The organism is Variovorax sp. FG153 (assembly GCF_057809595.1).
Window position 1 is genome coordinate 64,671 of record NZ_JBMDKG010000001.1, and the last position, 19,504, is coordinate 84,174.

Below are 19,504 nucleotides of genomic sequence, written 5' to 3' on the forward strand. Positions count from 1 at the left end.
CGGTTGCGCCTTCGTCCTGAGCCGGTCAACGGCGGGGCGCCGCGTGTCGGGCTGTCGCGCCTTCATTGCCGGCGGCACGTGAGGTCCGATCGGATTCTCAAGGCCATCGCTGGCTTCGCTGTGTTCGGCGCTTCGCCGGCTGACTCCCCTTCACGCTCGACCGGCTCGCCAGCGCCAGCATCTCCAGAAACGCCGCCGCCGCCGGCGACAGGCTGCGCCCCGCACGCCGGATCACGCCGATGGTGCGCCCGATCTCGGGCCGCTCCAGCCGCACCCCGACCACCGCGGCCGGCTTGCGCGGCAAGGTGAGCTGCGGCACCACGGCCACGCCGAGGCCGTTCTCGACCATGCCGATCAGCGTGGAGACGTGGCGCACCTCGCACACCGGGCGCGGCAGCGGCGGCAGCTCGGCCAGGGCCTGGTCGATGAACAGGCGGTTGCGGCTGGCCTGCGAGACGCGCGCATGCGGGTACTGGGCGAGCTCCTCCCAGCCCACGGACTTGCGCCGCGCCAGCGGATGGTCCGCGGGGCAGGCGAGCACATAGGGCTCCTTGAGCAGCGGCGTGAACTCCACCTCGGGGTCCTGCATGCCGATGTAGTTGAGCGCGAAATCGGCCTCGCCCTGCTTCACGCTGGCAAGCACCTCGTCGGCACCCTCCTCGATGATGCGCACCAGCACGTGCGGATGGCGCGCGCGGAAGGCCTGGATCACCGGTGGCATGAAGTGGTGCACGGTCGACAGCACGCAGCCGATGGTGACGTCGCCGGCCTCGAGCTCGGCCGCGTCGCGCAGGCTCAGCACCGAGCGGTCGAGGTCGTCGACCAGGCCGCGGATCTGGCCGAGGAAGCGCCGGCCCAGCAGGGTGAGCTCGACGCTGCGCGTGGTGCGGTCGAACAGGCGCACGCCCAGCAGCTCCTCCAGGTGCGAGATGCGCCGCGACAGCGCGGGCTGCGACAGGTGCAGGGTGCGCGCCGCCGCGGCGAAGCTCTGCAGCTCGCCCACGGTGACGAAGGCGCGCAGGTCGGCCAGCGAGGGCTTCAGCATTTCGGATCACTCATGCAGTTCATGCAATAAACCCCCAAAAACTTGCAATTTACTGCAATGACGCCCAGGCAGAAGATGCGCGGCAGAACAAGGAGACACCGACATGCAACGCCGCCAACTGCTGCTGACCGCTTCCGCGGCCTCGGCCACCCTCGCGATGCCCCGCTTCGCGATCGCGCAGGACTTTCCGAGCAAGCCGATCCGCTACATCGTGCCGGTCGCCGCTGGCGGCGGCAACGACATGATCGCCCGCGTGGTCGCCGAACGCTGGGGCCGCGCGCTGGGCCAGCCCTTCGTGATCGACAACCAGAGCGGCGGCGGCGGCGTGGTGGCCTGCCAGAACACCGCGCGCGCCGCGGCCGACGGCTACACGCTGATGCAGGGCTATGTCGCGACCCACGGCACCACGCCCGCGACGCGCCGCGTGAGCTACAGCGCGATCAAGGACTTCACGCCGATCGGCATGATCGGCGCCACGCCCAACGTGCTGGCCATCAATGCCGACGTGCCCGCCAAGACGGTGGCCGAGTTCGTCGACTACGTGAAGCGCAACCCCGGCAAGGTGAGCTACGGCTCGGCCGGCGCGGGCTCGCTCACGCACATGACGATGGAGCTGTTCAAGCAGGAGACCGGCGCGGTCATGGTGCACGTGCCGTACCGCGGCATCGCGCCGGCCATCAACGACGTGCTCGGCGGCCAGACCCAGGCCATGTTCCCGGGGCTCGCGGCAGCGCTGCCGCATCTGCGCTCGGGCCGCATGCGCGCGCTGGCCGTCACCGGCAGCAAGCGCAGCGCGCAGCTCAAGGACGTGCCGACCATGGACGAGGTCGGCTTCAAGGGCTTCGACGCGATGCAGTGGTACGGCTCGGTCGGCCCCGCGGGCATGCCGGCCGACGTGGTGCGCCGCCTCAACGAGACCCAGGTCGCGGTGCTCAAGGCGCCCGACCTGGCCGAGAAGCTCGCCAGCGAGGCCGTCGAGCCCTGGCCGATGACGCCCGACCAGTTCGGCAAGTACATCGGCTCGGAGATCGCGCGCTGGACTGCGCTCGCCAAGGCTCGGAACATCCAGCTCGACGAGTAGGTCCGGCCGGCTTCCCCTTTCTCTTTTTCAACGCAACCAGCAAGAACTCCAGTGGCCCGCAACACGCACGTTTCCGCCGACACCTCGGCCCCTCCCGTCACCGCCATCCTGGCCCGCTTCGTCGCCACGCATCCGTCGCGCGGCTGGAGCGACGCGGTCGAGCGCGAGGCGCACCGCACCTTCTACAACTGGCTCGGCTGCGCCATCGGCGCCGCGCGCCACGAGGCGGCCGAGGCCGCGATGGCCGCCGTGCGCCTGCTCGAGCCGGCGCCGCAGGCCAGCGTGCCGGGCCGCGCCGACAAGGTCGACATGGCCAGCGCAGCGCTCGTCAATGGCATCACCTCGCACACCTTCGATTTCGACGACACGCACCTCAAGACCATCATCCATCCGGCCGGACCAGTGGCCTCGGCGCTGCTGGCGCTCGGCGAGCACCGCGGGGCCTCGGGTCGCCAGCTGATCGACGCGCTGGTGCTCGGCATCGACGTGGCCTGCCGCATCGGCAACACCATGTACCCCGACCACTACGACCGCGGCTGGCACATCACGGGCTCGACCGGCATGCTCGGCGCGGCCGCGGGTTGCGCGCGGCTGCTGGGGCTCGATGAACACCGCACGGCGATGGCGATCGGCATCGCGGCCTCGCAGCCCGTGGGCCTGCGCGAGCAGTTCGGCACCATGACCAAGCCCTTCCATCCGGGCGCCGCGGCGCGCGCGGGCCTGATGTCGGCGCTGCTCGCGAGCCAGGGTTTCACCGCCAGCGAGCGTGCGCTCGAGGCGCCGCGCGGCTTCGTGCAGGTGGCTTCCGACAAGCGGGCCTGGCACGAGGTCACCGACGAGCTTGGCGAGCGCTTCGAGATCTCCTTCAACACCTACAAGCCCTTCGCCTGCGGCATCGTGATCCATCCGAGCATCGACGCCTGCGTGCGGCTGCGCGCGCAGGGCATCGCGCCCGAGGACGTGGAGCGCATCGAGCTGCGCGTGCATTCGCTGGTGCTCGAGCTCACGGGCAAGAAGGAGCCGAAGGACGGCCTGCAGGGCAAGTTCAGCGTCTACCACGGCTGCGCCGTGGGCCTGATCCACGGCCGCGCGGGCGAGGAGGAGTTCTCGGACGCGGTGGTCAACGACCCGCGCGTGATCGCGCTGCGCAACCGGGTGCGGGCGGTGGTCGACGACGGCATCGCGGAGGAGTCGGTGCACGTGAGCGCGCTGCTGCGCGACGGCCGGCGCGTCGAGGTGCGGGTCGATCACGCGATCGGCTCGATGCACAACCCGCTGTCCGATGCGCAGCTCGAGGCCAAGTTCGACGCGCTCGCGGTGCCGCTGCTCGGCGCGGAGCGTTCGGGCCGGATCACCGAGGTGTGCCGCACGCTGGCCGCGCTGCCCGACCTGCGCACGCTGACCGCGTTGACCGCGCCTTCGACTTGAACAGGAGGCAGGCATGACGAACCAGAGCATTCCATCGCTTCGCATCGGCATCCTCGACGGCGACGACATCGGCCACGAGATCGTGCCCGCCTCGGTCGACATCGCGCGCGCGGCCGCCGAGCTGCACGGCGTGGCCATCGACTGGCATCCGCTGCCGATCGGCGCGCGCGCACTGCAGACCCACGGCCACACCCTGCCGCCGGGCACGCTCGAGACCCTGCGCACGCTCGACGGCTGGCTCCTCGGGCCCATCGGCCACCGCGCCTATCCCAAGGGACCGAACGCGATCAACCCGCATCCGATCCTGCGCAAGACCTTCAACCTGTTCGCCAACGTGCGGCCCACCCGCTCGTACCCGGACATCGGCTGCCTGCACGACGGTGTCGACCTGGTGATCGTGCGCGAGAACAACGAAGGCTTCCAGCCCGACCGCAACATGGTCGCGGGCTCGGGCGAGTTCCGGCCCAACGACGAGGTCACGCTCTCGGTGCGCGTGATCACCCGCACCGGCAGCCGGCGCGTGGCGCGCGCGGCCTTCGAACTCGCGCGCCAGCGCCGCAAGCACCTGACCTATGTGCACAAGGACACCGTGTTCAAGCTCGGCTGCGGCATGTTCGTCGAGGAGTGCAGGAAGCTCGCCGAGGAGTACCCCGACGTGCGCGTCGACGACGTGATCGTCGACACCTTCGCGATGCGGCTGGTGCGCGATCCGCAGAGCTTCGACGTGGTGGTCACGACCAACATGTTCGGCGACATCCTGTCGGACGAGGCGGCCGGCCTGGTCGGTGGCCTGGGCATGGCGCCGGGATTGTGCATCGGCGACGGCGACATCGCGATGGCGCAGGCCACGCACGGCTCGGCGCCCGACATCGCGGGGCAGGGCATCGCCAATCCCTACGCGATGATCGAGTCGACGCGCATGATGTTCGACTGGCTGGGTCACAGCCGCGGCAACGAGGGCGCGGTGCGCATGGGCGCATCGATGTCGCGCGCCACCACGGCCGCGCTCGCCGATCGCGCGGCGCGCACCGGCGACATCCGCGGCAGCGGCAACACGGTGGCGTTCACGCAGGCCGTGCTGCGCAACCTGAGTGCTTGAAGGGAAATCTCTCGATGACCGAAACGACCACCATGCAGTCCTTCTGGATGCGGATGAGCGAGGCGGGCGGCGTGCTCGAGCAACGCGAGGTGCCGGTGCCCACCGCGGGCCCGGGACAGTTGCTGGTGCGCCTGCACGCGGCATCGCTCAACCGCGGCGAGTTCCTGGCCGGCCACGGCGCTTCGGGTGCCTGGCGCCCGGCCGGCGGGGAGGGTGCGGGCAGGGTGGTCGATGTTGGAAATGCCGTTAGTGGATTTCAAGTGGGAGACCGCGTGATGGGCCGTTGCGCCGGCGCCTTCGCGGAGTACGCGCTGATGGAGGCGGCCGAGGCCATGGCCGTGCCGCAGGCACTGTCGTGGGAAGAGGCCGCGAGCATTCCGCTGGCCTTCCTGGTCGCGTTCGACATGCTGGTGCTGCAGGGCCGGCTGCAGCCCGGCGAATGGCTGCTGGTCAACGGCGTGTCCTCGGGCGTCGGGGTGGCGTCGCTGCAACTGGGCAAGGCGCTCGGCGCGCGCGTCATCGGCACCTCGGGCTCGGCCGACAAGCTCGCGGCCCTCGCGCCGCTGGGGCTCGATGTCGCGCTGCCCACCCGCGCCGCCGATTTCGCGCCGGCCGTGCTGCGGGCCACCGGCGACAAGGGCGCGAACCTCGTCGTCAACACGGTCGGCGGCTCGGTGTTCGCCGAGAACCTGCGCGCGATGGCCTTCGAGGGGCGGCACGCGACCGTGGGCCATGTCGACGGCGTGCTGCATGCCGAGCTCGACCTCGAGGCGTTGCATGCGCGGAGGCTCACGCTGTTCGGCGTCTCGAACAAGCTGCGCACCAAGGCCCAGCGCGCCTCGGGCGTGCCGCGTTTCGTCGCCGAGGTGCTGCCGTTGTTCGCGGCCGGCCGCATCCGGCCGCGCATCGATCAGGTGGTGGCGTTCGCCGAGCTGCCGGCGGCCAAGGCGCGCATGGAGGCCGGCGCGCACATCGGGAAGATCGTGCTGCGCCTGCCGGGAGCGGACTGAGACTCAGGGCACGGCGGCGAGCAGCGCGACGCCGGCCCCTTCCAGTTCGTCGGCCAGGACGACTTGCGCCACGAAGATCGTGGCTTCCTCGAAGCGCAGGGCCGCGGTCGCGTCGAACAGCTCGGCGACCACGGCATCGGCCTGCGTGCCGGCGGGAAGATCGAAGATGCCGTTGCCCGCGATGCTGTCGATGACCTGCTGGCGCCCCGACTGCATGGCCAGGGCGAGCGACTGGACGCAGAGGCTGCTCAGGTCGGGTTCCTCCGCCAGGTACTTGAAGGCGTACTCGATGTCGGTGTTCGCGACCCGCGCGACCCATCGTCCTTGCCCGATCTCGAGAATCAGCAGGTCGTTCATGGCTTGCCTCCCGTGTAGTCGCTGATGGTCACGGTCAGGTCGAGCGCCGTGTGCCACGACTGCGCGCGGCCGATGGCCGCGAGGCCGCCGACGTGCCCGTCGGCGAAGAAGGTCCTGGGGTCCGACGGATCCGACCCCGAGCGCGCCCATTGCGGATCCCTGCCGGGGTTGTTGTCCCAGCACACGTCCCAGTACGGACGCTTGCCCATGCCGAAGACCTGCACCGGCGCGACGATCCGCACGCCGAAGCGCACCGGGATCTCGGGGCTGTACCAGGTGACGTAGGCGTTGTTGGCGCCGTCGGCGATCCACGAGAACGCGATCTGGCAGATGTCGAGCGTCTCCATGCCCGAACGGGCCTTGAGGATCGGCCCCGGCGAGGAGGTCACGCTGCCGAACGCGAAGTCCTTGGTGTAGCCGGTGACGTCGCGCCGCAGCTCGAACTTCGAGTAGTTGACGAAAGTGATCTTGATCTCGCCGCTGTCGACGGCCGCGCTCGGGACCAAGGCCGCGTTGGCGACGATGTCGGGCGATAGATGCATGTCGGTCATGGAATTGCTCCTCCTGCTCTGCAATCGGCCAGTGCGATGGTGCGAAGCGCGGGCCCGCTTTTCTCTCGTGAGGGAGCGCGGCATTGCGCCGGTCCCGGTGAGTGGCCGAGGAACTCGCCGGGACACCGCGGCAAGCGTAGGCAGGCCGGTCGATGCGGGGAATCCCCGAAACCAAGTAAAGGCCCGGGCGGGTGGGGCGAGACCTACGCGATCGACATCGATGCGGCGACGCGGCGGCCCAATGTGAAGCCGATCTCGTTGCGGCCCGCCGTGCGACGCACGAAGGTCTCGCCCCCATGCATGCGCGCAATGGCCCGCACGATCGCCAGCCCGAGCCCGAAGCGCTCGCCCGTCCGGGGCCGCGAGCTGTCGCCGCGCCAGAAGCGCTCGAACATGTGCTGCCGCACTTCTTCCGCGATCGCATCGCCGGGGTTGGAGACGGTGATGCGCGCGCCCTCCGGCAGCGCCTCGATCCGCAGCCCGATCACGGCCTCCTGCGGCGCATGCCGCGATGCGTTCGTCAGCAGGTTCACGAGCGCGCGGCGCAGCAGCACGCGGTTGACCGGCACCGAGGCATCGCCCTCGATCTCGAGCCGCTGGCGCTTCTCCTCGAGGAAGACCTCGACGAACTCGCCGACCTGCCGCGCCTGCTCGCCCAGCGAGAGCTCGCGCAGGTCCTCGGCCGCGTCGCCGCGGTCGGCGCGCGCGAGGAACAGCATGTCGTTGACCATCGAGCCCAGCGTGCGCAGCTCCTCGAGGTGCGACTCGAGCACCTCGCGCATCTCGTCCCGGGGCCGGTCGCGCGCGAGCGCGAGCTCGGCGCCGTTGATCATGATGGCCAGCGGGGTGCGCAGCTCGTGCGCCACGTCGGCATTGAAGCCCTCGAGCTGGGTCCACGCATCCTCCATGCGCGCCAGCACCTCGTTGAAGCGCAGGGCCAGTGGCAGCAGCTCGGTGCTGTCGGCCGGCAGGGTCAGACGCTGCGACAGCCCGCCGGGGCGTATCACCGAGGCCTCGCGCGACAGGTCCGCGAGCGCGCGCAGGCCGCGCCGCGTGGCGATGGCGCCGAGCGCCACGGTGCACAGCACGCCGAGCGCGCCGACCAGCAGGCCGTAGTTGTCGTAGCGGTCGAGCATCTCGGCGCGCGGCCGCGGGTCCATGCCGATCAGCACCTGCGCGCCGGGGAAGATGGCGTGCTCGTCGAGCCGGTAGTGCGCGCCGCGCAGCACCACGCCGTCCTGCCGCTGCAGCCAGACCTTGTTGCCCTCGCCGCGCAGCGTGGGCGGCATCGGCTCGGCGCCGTAGAGCATCTCGCCGTTGCGCGCGATCAGCCACACGTTCCAGCGATAGCGGCGGCCCACGCTGGTGGCCGCGAGGTGGCGCCGCAGCATCGGCAGGTCGGCCGGCGTGCGCACCTCGTCGATGAAGTGCTGCACCACCTCGGTCTTGCCGCTGAGGTCCGAGCGCTCGTCGGCGATCAGCACCTGCTCGAGCGCCTTGTGCAGCAGGTAGCCGGTGGCCGCGAACACCGCGACCGCGACCACCGCCAGCATCAGCACCAGGCGCGCCGAGATCGAGCCGAAGCGCACCCGCGGAGCCTTCACGCGGACTCCAGCACGTAGCCCATGCCGCGCACGGTGCGCAGCATCGGGGTCTCGAAGGGATCGTCGAGCTTGGCGCGCAGGCGGCGCACCGCCACCTCGACCACGTTGGTGTCGCTGTCGAAGTTCATGTCCCACACCTGCTCGGCGATCACGGTGCGCGACAGCACCTCGCCGCGGCGCCGCATCAGCAGCGCCAGGATCAGGAATTCCTTGTTGGTGAGTTCGAGCGCCTGGCCGCCGCGCGAGGCCTTGCGCCGCGCAAGGTCCAGCTGCAGGTCGCCCAGGGTCAGCGTGGTGGGTTCCGAGGTGCCGCCCGAGCGCACGCCGCGGCGGCGCAGCGCGGTCAGGCGCGCCAGCAGCTCCGAGAATGCGAAGGGCTTGACCAGGTAGTCGTCGGCGCCGTCCTGCAGGCCGCGCACGCGGTCCTCGACCTGGTCGCGCGCCGTCAGCATGAGCACCGCCACGTCCTTGGTGGCGCGAATCGCCTTGAGCACCGCGAAGCCGTCGAGGCCGGGCAGCATCACGTCGAGCACCACGATGTCGTACTCGCCGTTCACCGCGAGATGGCGGCCGTCGATGCCGTCGGCCGCGACGTCGACGACGTAGCCGTTCTCGGTGAGTCCCTTGCGCAGGTAGTCCGCCAGCTTGGGATGATCTTCGACGACGAGCACGCGCATGGGGTGTCCTTCCGCGGGGGCGTCGCCGCGGTGCCGCAGTCTAGCGCCGGCCCTGCGCCGCCTGCACGATCAGATCGGCCACGGCCCGGGGCTGCGACAGCAGCGACACGTGGCTGGCGTCGAGCTCGACGGTGCTGGCCTTCATGCGCTGGGCCATGAAGCGCTGCAGCTCGGGGTCGATGGTGCGGTCCTGGCGCGAGACGGCGTACCAGGTCGGCTTGTCGTGCCAGGCGGCCGCGGTGGTCCTGGCGGTGGTGATGGCGCGCGCGAACGGTTGCTGCACCGCGTAGTAGGCCAGCGCCTCGGCCGGCGGCAGGTCGCCCGCGAAGTCCTTCACGAAGGCCGGCTGGCTCAGCGAACCCCAGCCGTTGGTGTCCCACTGCAGGCCGGCGCCGGCGGGCGCGGCCGCGAACTTGCGCGTCAGGGCCGGGTAGTCCTCGCCGGCATCGGGCGCGCGCGCCGCGATGTAGACCAGGCCCGCCACGTGCGGGTCGGTGCCCGCCTCGCTGATCACCATGCCGGCGTACGAATGGCCGACCAGCAGCGTGGGGCCGTCCTGCTGCGCCAGCACGCGTTTGACCGCGTCGACGTCGTCCTGGAAGCCGCTCAGCGGGTTCTGCACCGAGGTCACGTGCAGGCCCTGGGCCTGCAGCAGCGGAATCACCTTGCCCCAGCTCGAGCCGTCGGCATAGAGGCCGTGCACCAGCACCACGTTGTGGACGGCAACCGGCGCCGGGGGCGCGGTCTGCGCACTGGCGGCGGCCACGGAGAAGACACCGGCGAGGGCGATGGCCGCGATGCGGCCCATGAGGGTTCTGCGATGCATGGAAGGCTCCAGGTTCTGGCGGCGCCGGTTGCGGCGCCGCGGGGTCATGCAGTGACGACCGGCACTGCTCTGGAGCGGACTGTGGCGCCAGGCCATCGACCTGGATCGCACATTTCGATTACAAAAATGTCATCTGGAGCGCGGCTTCTTCGTGCCGTCCGCCTTCCGGGTGCCCGGCCCCTCGGCCCGGCGCTTGATGTCGGAGGACGGATGGCCCGCGGCCTCGGGACCGCCGAGTGCCCGCAGCCGTCGCACATGGACCGCCGCGGCACTGCGGCTGCGCAGGAACAAAAAGATCATGGCCGGGGGCCCGATGCGATGGACGCGCTCAACGTCCCGCCAGCGAGAGCGGCCGCATGTCCTGCCAGTTCGCCTCGATGTAGGCGCTGCACGCGGCGCGGTCGGTGGTGGGCAGGGCCACGCGCCAGCCGGCGGGCACGGCGATGAAGGCGGGCCACAGCGAGTGCTGGCCCTCGTCGTTGACCAGCACCTGGAAGCTGGCGTTCTTGTCGTCGAAGGGATTGGTCATGGCGGTTCTTTCGATGGGATGCGAAGGGGCCGGCGCTCAGGCCGCCTCGAGGGATTCGACGCGCGGCAGGGCCTCGAGCGCCTGCGCTATGCCGTGCAGCGCGCGGTGGCGCGCGAACTCCTCGCGCAGGGCGTTCGCGCGTTCGCGGTAGCCGGGCGTGGCGAGCAGCTTGCGCACCGCATCGCCGACTTGGCGCGCGGCCGGCTGCGCGGTGCCGAGGTTGATGCCCACGCCCGACCAGGCCACGCGCGCGGCGATCTCGGGCTTCTCCTCCGAGCTGCCGGCCACCACCAGCGGCACGCCGAGGCTCAGCGCATGGTTGACCGAGCCGTAGCCGCCGTTGGTGACCATCGCATGCAGCTTGGGCAGCAGGCGGTCGTAGGGCAGGAAGGGCAGCACGCGCGCATTGGCCGGCACGTTGGCCGACAGGGCCGGCGGCACCGGGCCGCCGGTGGTGGCGATCACGAGCAGGTTCGGATCGCCGGCCAGTGCCTGCAGCGTGGGGCCGATCAGCTGCGCGGGATTCTGGTTGGCCAGCGTGCCCTGCGTGACCAGCACGACCGAGCGGCCGTCGTCGAGTTCGTCCCACCACTCGGGCGGCGTGAAGTCGCGGCTGGCCGGCGCGAGCAGCGGGCCGACGAAGCGCACCGAGGCCGGCAGGTCGCTGCGCGGGTATTCGAAGGACGGGCCGGTGAGCTGCAGGTAGAGGTCGGGCATGCGCACCATCGCATCGACGAAGAAGGCCGGCAGCGCGCCGGCGCCGAGGCGCCGCAGCACGGCGTCGAAGTGGCGCTGCACGTCGCCGAACATCGCCTGCTGCAGGTTGGCGTTCATCGCCTTGTTGCGCGCGCGGCCCTCGGGCGTGGAAGACGGCGGCAGCGCGGTGCCGAAGAAGGCGGTGTCGCAGCTCGACAGCGGCAGCGCCGAGATGCCGATCGCGACCACCGCGGGCCGCTCTTCGCGCGGCCCCAGCAGCAGCGGGAAGGTGCCGCAGAACATGGTGTCGACCACGATGGCGTCGGCCTCGAAGTCCTCGAGGATCGCGCGCAGGCCCGCATGTTGCGCCTCGATCGCGTCGGCGAAGAAATGCTTGAGGCCGAAGCACAGCTGGGCATGCGGCGAGTTCAGCCGGCGGCGCTCGGGAAAGCGCTCGTCGAGATCGCGGTAGTCGCCGTCGATGGCGCGCGCGAAGGACGTGAAGCTCGCGCCGGTCGCCTCGGCCTGCGCCCTGAACTGGCTCGCGGTGTGCACCCGCACCTCGTGGCCGAGGCCCGTGAGGTGCTGGGCGATGGCCAGCATCGGCAGGACGTGGCCGGGCAGGGCGGTTGCCGCGATGAGATAGCGTGCCATGGGATGTTCCTCAGGAGGCGGTGGTTTCCAGGGCGCGGCGCGCCTTGGTGTGGATGCCGAGGTCGACGAAGTAGCGCTGCAGCAGCTCGCGGTCGACCGGGCGGATCGGCGTGCCGATCGCCTCGAGCTGCGCCTGCGTGGCCGCGCCGCACACCTGCGGCGGCGTGGCCGAGGTGTCGTAGCGATCGAGGATGGCGAGCACCGCCGCGAGGTCGCGGTCCTGCCCCACTGCGAGCCGCGCATGCGCGCGCTCGAGCCAGGGGTCGAGCCCTACCGGCTCGAGGCGCATGCCCAGCCGCTCGAACACCGGCGGGATGTCGCGCACGCGCAGCGGCGCCTGGCCCATCAGGTGGAACACCTGGCCCCACGAGGCGCGCTGCGCCGCGAGGCCGAGGATGGCGCGCGCCACGTCGTCCACCGGCGTGAGGTTCAGCGGCAGGTCCATGTCGGGGATGGCTTCCAGGTCGGCGTAGAGATGGGCCACGCGCCAGATCAGGTCGTCGGCGTTGCAGATCGCATGCGTGTGGTCGCCGGTGACCGCGCCCAGCCGGTAGATCGCGACCGGCATGCCGCGCGCCTGCGCCTCGCGCGCGATCGCGTCGCCGACCCACTTGCTCTGGCTGTAGCCGTCGACCAGGCCGCGCCACGAGCTGAGCGCCGAGCGCTCGGTGACCGTGCCCTCCTGGTTGTTGCCCTGGTCGATCACGGCCAGCGTGGAGACGTAGTGCAGCGTCTTCGCGCAGCCCTGCGCGGTCCATTCGAGCAGCGTGACCACGCTGTCGACGTTGGCCGGCTTGAGGCTGGCGTAGGGATGCAGGAAGTCGACCTGCGCGGCGCAGTGGTAGAGCGCGTCGCAGCCGTCGCGCACCAGCCGCACCGCGTCGTCGTCGAGGCCCAGGCGCGGCTTGCCGAGGTCGCCCGTGACGACCTCGATGCGCGCGTCGTCCCAGATCGATTCGAGCTGGCGCGTGGCCAGCGTGCGCTTCAGCCGCAGCGCGCCGGCTTCGGGGTCGGCGGCGCGCACGTGGCAGACCACGCGGGCTTCGGTGTCGCGCAGCAGCGCGGCCAGCAGGTGGCTGCCGACGAAGCCGCTGGCGCCGGTGAGGAACACGCGTCGAGGTGCCAGCGTGGGCGCGATCGCCTGCGCCTGAACATGCGCGGGCAGCACCACCTCGCGCGACAGGTCGAGCGCCTCGGTCGTGCCCGCGTTGTCGTCGATCCAGGCGGCGAGCTCGGCGATCGAGGGCCGGTTGTAGACCTCGGCATGCGGGAAGTCCGCGCGTACCTGCTGGCGGATGCGCATGCCGAGCTGGATCGCCATCAGCGAATGGCCGCCGATCTCGAAGAAGTTGTCGTGGATGCCCACGCGTTCCAGCCGCAGCGTCTCGCGCCACAGGCCGGCCAGCAGTTCCTCGGTGGGTGTGCGCGGCGCGACGTACTGCACCGCGGCCTGCTGCTCGGGCACGGGCAGCGCCTTGCGGTCGAGCTTGCCGCTTGGTGTGAGCGGCAGCGCGGGCAGGTGCACGAAGGCCGAGGGCACCATGTAGTCGGGCAGGGCGCGCGCCATGTGGGCGCGCAGCTCGGTCGGCTGCGGATCGGCGGCGGCGACGAAGTAGGCCACCAGGCGCTTGTCGCCGGGCGTGTCCTCGCGCGCGATCACCGCGGCCTGCGTCACCTGCGGATGCTGCAGCAGCGCCGACTCGATCTCGCCGGGCTCGATGCGGTAGCCGCGGATCTTCACCTGCTGGTCGGCACGGCCGAGGAAATCGAGGCTGCCGTCGGTGCGCCAGCGCGCGAGGTCGCCGCTGCGGTACATGCGGCTGCCGGGCGCGCCGTGCGGATCGGCCACGAAGCGCTCGGCGCTGAGCGCGGCGCGGTTCAGGTAGCCGCGTGCCACGCCGGCGCCCGCGATGTAGAGCTCGCCCGCGACGCCGGGCGGCACCGGCTGCAGCAGCTCGTCGAGCACGTACATGCGCGTGTTCCAGATCGGCTGGCCGATCGAGGGCTGCCGGCCGGCTTCCATCGGCGCGCTCATGCTCGCGCAGATGGTGATCTCGGTCGGGCCGTAGGCGTTGACCATGCGACGCCCCGGCGCCCAGCGCGCGGCGAGTTCGGCCGAGCAGGCATCGCCGCCGACCACCAGCGTCCGCAGCGTCGCGAACTCGCCGGGCGGCAGGGTCGAGAGCGCGGCCGGCGGAATCAGCGCGTGGCTCACGGCCCGGGCCTCGAGCAGCTCGGCGAGGTCGCTGCCCAGCAGCTGCTGCGCGCCCGGCACCACCAGCGCGGCGCCCGCGTGGAAGGCCATGAGCTGGTCCATCACCGAGGCATCGAAGCCGCAGGAGGAGAACTGCAGCACGCGCGAGTCGGACGTGATCGCCAGCCGCTCCTGCATGGCGGCGCCGAGGCTGGCCAGGCCCGCATGCGGCACGACCACGCCCTTGGGCAGGCCGGTGGAGCCCGAGGTGTAGATGACGTAGGCGACCTCGCGCGGATCGGCGGGCGGCGCCGATGGCGCGGCCTCGGACTGGGCCGCGATCGCCTCGCGCGTGTCGGCAGCGTCGAGCGCGATGCAATGGGCGACGTCGGCCAGCTGCGGCAGCAGCGCTTCGTGCGCGAGCACCGCCGCGGGCGCGGCCTCCTGGAACACGAAGGCGCTGCGCGCCGCCATGTGGTTCGGATCGATCGGCAGGTAGGTGGCGCCGGCCTTGACGATCGCGAGGTGGGCCACGACCAGGTCGAGCGAGCGCGGCAGCACCGTCGCGACGACGGCGCCGGGCGCGATGCCGCGTGCGCGCAGCAACTGCGCGAGCCGGTTGGCGCGCGCGTCGAGTTCGGCATAGCCCACGGTCGCGTCGTCGAGCACCACGGCGGGTGCCTGCGGGCGTTCTGCGGCATGCGCGGCCACCATGGCGGCCAGCGAGCGCGGCGCGAGTTCGCGCGGCTGGCCGCTCCATTGCGACAGCAGCCGGTGCTGTTCCTCGGCGCTCAGGATCGCGAGCTCGGCGATCGGCGCGTCGGGCGCGTCGCAGGCCTCTTCGAGCAGCCGGGCCAGCCGCGCGGCCATGGCCTCGACGGTGGCGCGCTCGAACAGGTCGCTGCTGTACTGGATGCCGCCGCCGATGCCGCCCGGCAGGCCGTCGGCGCCGCGTTGCTCGCTGAGGATGAAGGACAGGTCGAACTTCGCGGTGTCGATCTCCACCGGCTGCGGCGTGATCGACAGGCCCGGCAGGCTGAACGACAGCCGGCTGCTGTTCTGGAAGCCCAGCATCACCTGGAACAGCGGCTGGTTGGTGCGCGCGCGGCCCGCGCCGCTGCGCTGCAGCTCCACCAGGCGGTCGTACGGGAACTCCTGGTTCGCATAGGCCGCGAGGTTGGTGGCGCGCACGCGCGAGACCAGCTCGCGCAGGCTGGGCCGGCCCGAGGTGTCGGTGCGCAGCACCAGCGTGTTGACGAAGCAGCCGATCAGCTCGTCGAGCGCGTGGTCGCTGCGGCCCGCGACCGGGCTGCCGATCACGATGTCGTCGCCCGCGCCGAGCCGGCTCAAGAGGCCCGCGAGCGCGGCCTGCAGCACCATGAAGACGCTGGCCTGCCCGTCGCGCGCCAGTTGCAGGATGCGCTCGTGCACCCGCGGCGCGATCTGCAGCGGCACCACGTCGCCGCGGTAGCTCGGCGCCAGCGGGCGCGGATGGTCGGCCGGCAGCGCGAGCTGCTCGGGCAGGTCCTGCAGCGTGGCCTGCCAGAACGCGCGCTGGCGCCCGGCCATGCTCTCGGCATCGTCCTCGCTGCCCAGCAGTTCCTGCTGCCACAGCGCGTAGTCGGCGTACTGCAGCGGCAGCGGCGTCCAGCCCGGTGCCCGGCCTTCGCAGCGCGCCGCGTAGGCCACGCTGAGGTCGCGCGCCAGCGGCAGCAGCGAGGCGCCGTCGCCGGCGATGTGGTGCGTGAGCAGCAGCAGCACGTGCTCGTCGTCGGCCAGTTTGAACAGCGAGACGCGCAGCGGCGCCGTGCTGCCGAGGTCGAAGGCATGGCCCGCGGCCGCGTGCAGCTGCGCGGCGATCTCGTCCTCGCTGCTGTCGGCCTCGAGCACGGCGGGCCGCGCCTGCGCGCCGTCGAGCACCTGCTGCCACGGCAGCCCGTCCTCGTTCGGGTAGATGGTGCGCAGGCTCTCGTGGCGCTGCACCAGGTCGTGGAGCGCCGCATGCAGGGCTGCGCGGTCGAGCGTGCCCGACAGGCGCAGCGCCAGCGGCATGTTGTAGGCCGGGTTGGCGCCCTCGAGCTGGTTCATCAGCCACAGGCGGCGCTGCGCGAAGGACAGCGGGATGCGCGCCGGGCGCGGCATCGGCACCAGGCTGGGCCGCGCCACCGATTCCTGGTCGAGCAGCTCGGCGAGGCCGGCGATGGTCGAGACCTGGAACAGCGTGTCCAGCGGCAGGTCGATCATGAACTGCTGGCGGATCATCGAGACCAGCTGCACGATCATCAGCGAGTGGCCGCCGAGCTCGAAGAAGTTGTCGTGGATGCCCACGCGCTGCAGGTGCAGCGTCTCGGCCCAGAGGCCTGCCAGGATCTTCTCGGTGGGCGTGCGCGGCGCGGCATAGGGCGTGGCGGCCTGCACCTCGGGCGGCGGCAGCGCCTTGCGGTCGAGCTTGCCGCTCGGGCCCAGCGGCAGCGCGGGCAGGCTCACGAAGGCCGAGGGCACCATGTAGTCGGGCAGCGCCTGCGCGAGGTGCGTGCGCAGCTCGGCCGTCTGTGGATCGGCGGCCTCGGCCGGCACGAGGTAGGCCACCAGGCGCTTCTCGCCGGGAGCGTCCTCGCGGGCCACCACCGCGGCCTGTGCGATCTGCGGATGCTGGAGCAGCACCGCCTCGATCTCGCCGGGCTCGATGCGCAGGCCGCGGATCTTCACCTGCTGGTCGGCGCGGCCCAGGTAGTCCAGGCTGCCGTCGGCGCGCCAGCTCGCGAGGTCGCCGGTGCGGTACATGCGGCTGCCGGGCGCGCCATGCGGATTGGCGACGAAGCGCTCGGCGCTGAGCAGCGGCCGGCCCAGGTAGCCGCGCGCCAGGCCCGTGCCCGCGATGTAGAGCTCGCCCGCCACGCCGGCCGGCACCGGCTGCAGGCCGCTGTCGAGCACGTACATCTGCGTGTTCCAGATCGGCCGGCCGATCGGCACGCTCTTCGGCGCGGCCTGCGAGCGTTCGCATTCCCACGCGGTGACGTCGACCGCGGCCTCGGTCGGGCCGTAGAGGTTGTGCAGCTCGGCGCCCAGGCGCTCGTGGCATTGCGCCTGCAGCGCGGGCGACAGCGCCTCGCCGCTGCAGATCACGCGGCGCAGGCTGGTGCAGCCGGCGGCCGCGGGCTCGCGCAGGAAGACCTCGAGCATCGAGGGCACGAAATGCAGCGTCGTGATGCCCTCGTCGGCGATCAGGCCCGCGAGGTAGGCCGCGTCCTTGTGGCCGCCGGGCCGGGCGAGCACCAGCGTGGCGCCGTCGATCAGCGGCCAGAAGAACTCCCACACCGACACGTCGAAGCTCGAGGGCGTCTTCTGCAGCACGCGGTCGTCGGCCGCGAGGCCGTAGCGCGCCTGCATCCACAGCAGGCGGTTGACGATGGCACGGTGCGACACCACCGCGCCCTTGGGCCGGCCGGTCGAGCCCGAGGTGTAGATCATGTAGGCGGGGTGCGCGGGATCGATCGCGACGGCGAAGTCGGCTTCGTCGCAATTCGCCAGATCGGCAATCGTTTGCGCCCCATCGATCAACAGGCGCGGGGCGTCGGCGGGCAGCACCTGTGCGAGCGCCTCGGTGGTGACCAGGCACGCGGGCGCAGCGTCGCCGAGCATGAAGGCGATGCGATCGGCCGGGAAATCGGGATCGACCGGCAGGTAGGCCGCGCCGGTCTTCAAGGTGGCGAGCAGCGCCACCATCAGTTCCATCGAACGCGGGACCGCGAGCGCCACCGTGCGCTCGGGGCCCGCGCCGCGTGCGCGCAGCAATTGCGCGAGGCGGTTGGCGCGGCGGTTGAGTTCGGCGTTGGACATCGCCTCGCCCTCGAAGCGCAGTGCGATCGCCTCGGGCCGGGCGGTGAGCTGGGCCTCGATCAGTGCGACCAGGTGCGTGTCGGGCACGGCGTGTTCGGTGTCGTTCCAGCCGAACAGCAGTTGTCGGCGCTCCTCGGCACCGAGCAGGTCGACATGGCCGACGGCCTGCTGCGGTTGCCGGATCACGGCATCGATGAACGCGATCAGCCGGCGCTGGTGATCGGCCAGCCCCTGCGCGGTGTGCACCGCGGGATTGGCGTCGAAGTCGATCTGCAGGTCCTGTCCGTTGCCGCGCTCGTAGAGGAAGATGCCCAGGTCCTCGGCCGTACCGTTCGAGAGGTTGCGCGGCCGCGCCGCATGGCCGGCGAAACGGAAGTCGTAGTCGAAGGGCTCGACGTTGACCACGGTGGTGAACAGCTGGCGGTTGTTGACCAGCATGTTGAGGTCGCTGCGCAGATGCTCGTAGCGGTACGACTGGTGGCGTAGCACCTGCCGCATCTGGCGGCCCACTTCGCGGATCAGTTCGGGGATCGGCAGGTCGGCGCGCATCGCGAGGCGCAGCGGGACGGCATTGGCCACCATCGCGGGCACGCGCCGCATGCGATCGTTGTGGCGCGCGGTGACCGGGATGCCGATCGCCATGTCCTCGATGCCGGTGGCGCGGTAGAGATAGGCCGCGGTGGTGGCGATCAGGATCTGCGGCAGCGTGGTGCCGAGCTCCTGCGCGATCTGCTGCAGCGCCTGCACGCTGGCCGCGGGCAGGTGCACCGTCTGGCGCAGCAGGCCGCCGATGTTGACCGAGCGCTGCGAGGCGAGGCTCAGCGGATCGGGCGCGTCGGCGAAGCGCTCGGTCCAGTACTGGCGGTCGCGCGGGAAGCGGCCCGATTCGCGGTAGGCGCGGTCTTCCTCGGCCAGCTGCGACAGCGGTGCCAGGCGCGAGGCCTCGGGCACCTCGGCGGCGCCTTCGGCCATCGCGCTGTAGATGTCGGCGAAGCGCCGCGCGATCAGCCCGCCGCCGAAGCCGTCGAGCACGATGTGGTGGCTGCGGTGGTACCAGATGTGGCGCCCGGGCGCGAGGCGGATCAGCGCCGACAGCCACAGCTGGCCGTGCGCGAGGTCGATGTTGCGTTCGAAGTCCGCGCGCATCCAGCGCTCGGCCCGCGCCGCGGGATCGGCCTCGGCGCTGAGGTCGAGGTAGGGGATCTCGCCCTCGAAGCTGCTCGCCACCACCTGGCGCGGCCCCTGGCCTGCGTCGACGAAGTTGAGCCGCGTGGCCTCGACCTCCTCGGTGATGCGGCGCATGGCCGCGAGGAAGATTGCGGGGTCGATCGGGCCGTCGATATCGATGGCTTCCGCGAGGTTGAAATTGGTGTCGGGCGACGCGAACTTCGCGCCCAGCCACATCGCCATCTGACCCGAGGTGAGAGGCGCCGAACTGCTCAGGGGACCACTGCCTTGCATGCGCTGCTCCAAGTTGGACATGGGGTTGCCAACGGGGCATTGCAGGCGCGAAGCGAATTGCCAGAAGCCGCCTTCTCGCACGTCCGCAGCGGGTCGAATTGACATTCCGTTGACATTTAAAAACCAAATGTACAAGCGGTTGCAGTCACTTCGATGGCAGTTTCGAGTGCGGCAATATTTCACGCTCTCAATTGAGCAAGAAAGATTTCATGGGGTTTTTCGCACTGCACCCAGAAAGCCTCATTTTCGAGGCGGTTCGGCTTACTTTCAGAGGGAGAAGCAGGAGGAAAAAGTTTGTTGCGTCGCAACAACTTCAATGCGCGCAGCAGGGGTATGACAAATATGTTGGAGATGCCGGAAAGCGCATTGCGTGAATAAAAACTGCCTAATTCCCACGGAATTCCGTGGTGAATAGAAAAGTATTGCGAGGACTTTTGAGCTAATTAGGCACG

General features: G+C 71.0%; 14 protein-coding genes. 4 read left to right on the forward strand and 10 right to left on the reverse strand.

Features of this window, described 5'->3' with window-relative positions; all coding sequences use genetic code 11:
* Positions 1-97: 97 nt before the first annotated feature.
* Positions 98-1,045 carry a LysR family transcriptional regulator gene (locus ACODT0_RS00325; protein ID WP_489040185.1) on the reverse strand — a complete coding sequence of 316 codons (948 nt, stop codon included), beginning with the start codon at positions 1,043-1,045 and terminating at the stop codon, positions 98-100.
* Positions 1,046-1,148: 103 nt separating this feature from the next.
* Between ACODT0_RS00325 and ACODT0_RS00330 the strand changes: the two genes are divergently transcribed.
* The 4 genes from ACODT0_RS00330 to ACODT0_RS00345 are packed head-to-tail and all read left to right on the forward strand — an operon-like array spanning position 1,149 to position 5,663.
* Positions 1,149-2,126, forward strand: coding sequence for a Bug family tripartite tricarboxylate transporter substrate binding protein (locus tag ACODT0_RS00330; RefSeq protein WP_489040186.1), 978 nt, complete (start codon positions 1,149-1,151; stop codon positions 2,124-2,126).
* A gap of 51 nt (positions 2,127-2,177) precedes the next feature.
* The gene (locus tag ACODT0_RS00335) at positions 2,178-3,554 is read left to right on the forward strand and encodes an MmgE/PrpD family protein (protein WP_489040187.1); all 1,377 of its coding nucleotides are present in this window, start codon (positions 2,178-2,180) and stop codon (positions 3,552-3,554) included.
* A 13-nt stretch (positions 3,555-3,567) separates the two neighbouring features.
* On the forward strand, positions 3,568-4,653 hold the full coding sequence (locus ACODT0_RS00340) for an isocitrate/isopropylmalate dehydrogenase family protein (RefSeq protein WP_489040188.1): 1,086 nt from the start codon (positions 3,568-3,570) through the stop codon (positions 4,651-4,653).
* Positions 4,654-4,667: 14 nt separating this feature from the next.
* A complete protein-coding gene (locus ACODT0_RS00345) occupies positions 4,668-5,663 on the forward strand; it encodes a quinone oxidoreductase family protein (RefSeq protein WP_261206376.1) in 996 nt (331 codons plus the stop codon).
* Between the two features lie 3 nt (positions 5,664-5,666).
* Here ACODT0_RS00345 and ACODT0_RS00350 read toward each other — a convergent pair whose 3' ends face one another.
* The 9 genes from ACODT0_RS00350 to ACODT0_RS00390 all read right to left on the reverse strand — a co-directional run bounded on the left by ACODT0_RS00350 (position 5,667) and on the right by ACODT0_RS00390 (position 19,073).
* Positions 5,667-6,020, reverse strand: a complete 354-nt coding sequence (locus tag ACODT0_RS00350; protein ID WP_057591022.1) for a hypothetical protein — start codon at positions 6,018-6,020, stop codon at positions 5,667-5,669.
* Positions 6,017-6,571, reverse strand: coding sequence for a hypothetical protein (locus ACODT0_RS00355; RefSeq protein ID WP_489040189.1), 555 nt, complete (start codon positions 6,569-6,571; stop codon positions 6,017-6,019). The genes ACODT0_RS00350 and ACODT0_RS00355 overlap by 4 nt, the downstream gene beginning before the upstream one ends.
* A 203-nt stretch (positions 6,572-6,774) precedes the next feature.
* The gene (locus ACODT0_RS00360) at positions 6,775-8,175 is read right to left on the reverse strand and encodes a heavy metal sensor histidine kinase (protein ID WP_489040190.1); all 1,401 of its coding nucleotides are present in this window, start codon (positions 8,173-8,175) and stop codon (positions 6,775-6,777) included.
* Entirely contained in the window at positions 8,172-8,852 is a 681-nt protein-coding gene (locus tag ACODT0_RS00365; RefSeq protein WP_413764826.1) for a heavy metal response regulator transcription factor, read from the reverse strand. The genes ACODT0_RS00360 and ACODT0_RS00365 overlap by 4 nt, the downstream gene beginning before the upstream one ends.
* A gap of 40 nt (positions 8,853-8,892) precedes the next feature.
* A complete protein-coding gene (locus ACODT0_RS00370; RefSeq protein ID WP_261206363.1) occupies positions 8,893-9,678 on the reverse strand; it encodes an alpha/beta fold hydrolase in 786 nt (261 codons plus the stop codon).
* A gap of 129 nt (positions 9,679-9,807) precedes the next feature.
* Positions 9,808-9,978, reverse strand: a complete 171-nt coding sequence (locus ACODT0_RS00375; RefSeq protein WP_489040191.1) for a hypothetical protein — start codon at positions 9,976-9,978, stop codon at positions 9,808-9,810.
* Positions 9,979-10,006: 28 nt separating this feature from the next.
* Positions 10,007-10,207, reverse strand: coding sequence for an MbtH family protein (locus ACODT0_RS00380; RefSeq protein ID WP_057591017.1), 201 nt, complete (start codon positions 10,205-10,207; stop codon positions 10,007-10,009).
* A gap of 36 nt (positions 10,208-10,243) precedes the next feature.
* Positions 10,244-11,557, reverse strand: coding sequence for a glycosyltransferase (locus tag ACODT0_RS00385; protein WP_489040192.1), 1,314 nt, complete (start codon positions 11,555-11,557; stop codon positions 10,244-10,246).
* Positions 11,558-11,567: 10 nt separating this feature from the next.
* Positions 11,568-19,073, reverse strand: a complete 7,506-nt coding sequence (locus ACODT0_RS00390; protein ID WP_489040193.1) for a non-ribosomal peptide synthetase — start codon at positions 19,071-19,073, stop codon at positions 11,568-11,570.
* Between the last annotated feature and the right edge of the window lie 431 nt (positions 19,074-19,504).